Genomic DNA, 2,337 nt, shown 5'->3' with positions numbered 1-2,337 from the left:
GTGAGAAGGGTGTTGAGGTCTGTCGTCACAAACGGATCATCAACACCCTTCGCTGCGTCCGCAGCCCTGGATGGACTTAGGAATTACTCGTCTAGTAGACGCGGCGCGCGTACGGCGCCTCGGCGGGTCGGCCGGGGGAGGACGTTTGCCAGAGTCGATGCGAGCGGCTTGGATGGGGGCGTCGACCACTGAAGGAGTCCGCCATGGGTCTTGGTCTGCGGTGGCTGTCGCGGGCGGGCGCGGCGACGCTGCTCGTCCTCGCCGGGCTGGCCGTCCCCGCCGGTCCCGCCCCGGCGGCCGGTGCGCAGCCGCGGTTCACGTTCGACCTGACCGGTACGACGGTTCCGGTGGGTGTCGAGAAGAAGCGGATCCACCTCAGACTCACCAACCTCACCGACCGGACGCCGAGTCAGGTGATCTTCTACGTCCGCCCCGGCGAGCCGGACTGGCCGCACCGGATCTCCCTGATGTGGCCGGAGGGCGGTGGCTCCGGCGAGTGCGACGGCGACGTCTCGGGCTGGTACTGCCGGATCGAGGCGAGCGTGCTTCCGGAGTTGCTGCCGGCGCCCGGCGAGACGGTGGACCTGCCCATCGACGTCCGCGTCCAGGGCAACCAGCCCTTCGAGGGGAAGTTCTCCGTCGAGGCCGGGATGGCGTGGGGCGACGGGCCGATGGAGACCGGCGACCGCAGGTGGTTCACGCTCAGGCTGGTCGACGACCCCGTGGCCGACCTGTCGGTGGTGGCGCGGGACGTCAAGCAGTCGGTGCGGGTGGGCGCGGGCGGCCGGCTCGAACCCACCGGCACGTTGCAGCCGGGTGAGACGGGCGCGCTGCGATACCGGATCGTCAACCAGGGCCGCGAGGCGGTCGGCGGCGTCAGGCTCACGGTGCGCCTGCCCGAGGCGGTGACGTTCGCCCGGCCGCCCGCGGAGTGCGCGGTCGCCGACGACCGGCGCTCGGCCGTCTGCACCTACGACACCCTCGCCCTCGTACCGGCCGGCCAGGACACCGACCCGACCGACGACAGCCACTCCGCCGTCGAGCTGCACGACCTGGTGACGCTGGCGGCGTCCACCGAGGCGCCCGTGACGTTGGCGGGCGGGACGGTGCGGGTCGAGGGCCTGGCCGAGCGGACGGACGCCCGCTCCGGCCCGCCGCGCACCGCGCTGCCGGCGAACGCCGTCGCCGTGCCGACGGCCGACGTGGACGACAGCGACAACCGGGACGGCTTCGCGGTCCTGGTCGCCGCGCGCGACGACGACAACGGCGGTGGCGACGGCGGCAACAGCGGCAACGGTGGCGGCGGCCTGCCGGTCACCGGGCCGCGGACCGGACCGGTCGCGGCGACCGGCCTCGCCCTGGTGGCGGTCGGCGCGGTCGTGCTGCTCCTCGCCCGGCGCCGCCGCGTGGTCGCGGTGCGCGGCACAGGTGGCACCCCCGCCGCCTGACCTGTTCCCCGCCGCCGCGCAAGCGGGTGACGCCATCCCGGGGTCCGCTGCGGCTGCGCGACGGCGACCTCCCCGACCGGGCCGGTCTTCGCCATCGCGTTCCCGGCCCTGCTGATCCTGGTGCTCGGCCTGGCCATGCCGGGGTTCCGGGAGCCGGCGGACGAGCTGGACGGCCGGCGGCCCATGGAGGTCTACCTGCCGATCACCATGACGCTGGCCATCGCGACGGTGACGATGGTGACGCTGGTGTCCGTGGTGGCCAGCTACCGCGAGCGGGGTGTCCTGCGCCGGCTGTCGACCACCCCGGTCTCGCCGACGGCGTTGCTCGCCGCGCAGGTGGCCGTGAACGTCGCCGCGCTGCTGGTCGCCTGCGGCCTGGCCTGGCTGGTGGCGGCGACCGTCTTCGACGTCCCGCCGCCCGGCAACGTGGTCGGCCTCGTGCTGGCGTTCACGCTCGGCGCGGGCGCGATGTGCGCCGTCGCGCTGCTCGTTGCGGCCGTCACGCCGAGTGCCCGGGCCTCGTCGGGGGTCGGCCAGCTGATCTACTTCCCGATGATGTTCTTCGCCGGGGTGTGGACGCCGGGGCCGCTGATGCCGGACCTGGTGCGGAAGATCGCCGACTTCACCCCGCTGGGGGCCGCGTCCCTGGCCGTGCAGGACGCCTGGGCGGGCTCCTGGCCCGCGCTGTCGCACCTGGCCGTGATGGCGGCGTTCACCGTGGGGCTGGGCGCGATCGCGGCCCGCTACTTCCGCTGGGAGTGATCTCGGCCCGCTGCTTCCGCGGGAGTGATCGTGGGCCCGCTGCTTCCGTGGGAGTGGTCGCGGCCGGGTGTCACGGCGGAAAGGGGCGGGCGTCGTCCCGGCGCGGCATCCTCCGGGCGGGATGCCG

The 2,337-nt window shown here is 74.2% G+C and carries 1 protein-coding gene and 1 pseudogene; both read left to right on the top strand.

Annotated elements, in window-relative coordinates; genetic code table 11:
- The first annotated feature begins 203 nt into the window (after positions 1 to 203).
- Positions 204 to 1,448, top strand: coding sequence for a hypothetical protein (locus ACWENR_RS30470; RefSeq protein WP_452280390.1), 1,245 nt, complete (start codon positions 204 to 206; stop codon positions 1,446 to 1,448).
- Between the two features lie 81 nt (positions 1,449 to 1,529).
- Positions 1,530 to 2,210: pseudogene (locus tag ACWENR_RS30465) on the top strand (ABC transporter permease); the annotation flags it as partial.
- Positions 2,211 to 2,337 lie beyond the last annotated feature (127 nt).

The organism is Micromonospora sp. NPDC004336 (assembly GCF_053602615.1).
The sequence above is the reverse complement of the archived record's forward strand: the minus strand, read 5'-3'. Positions and strand labels throughout refer to the sequence as shown.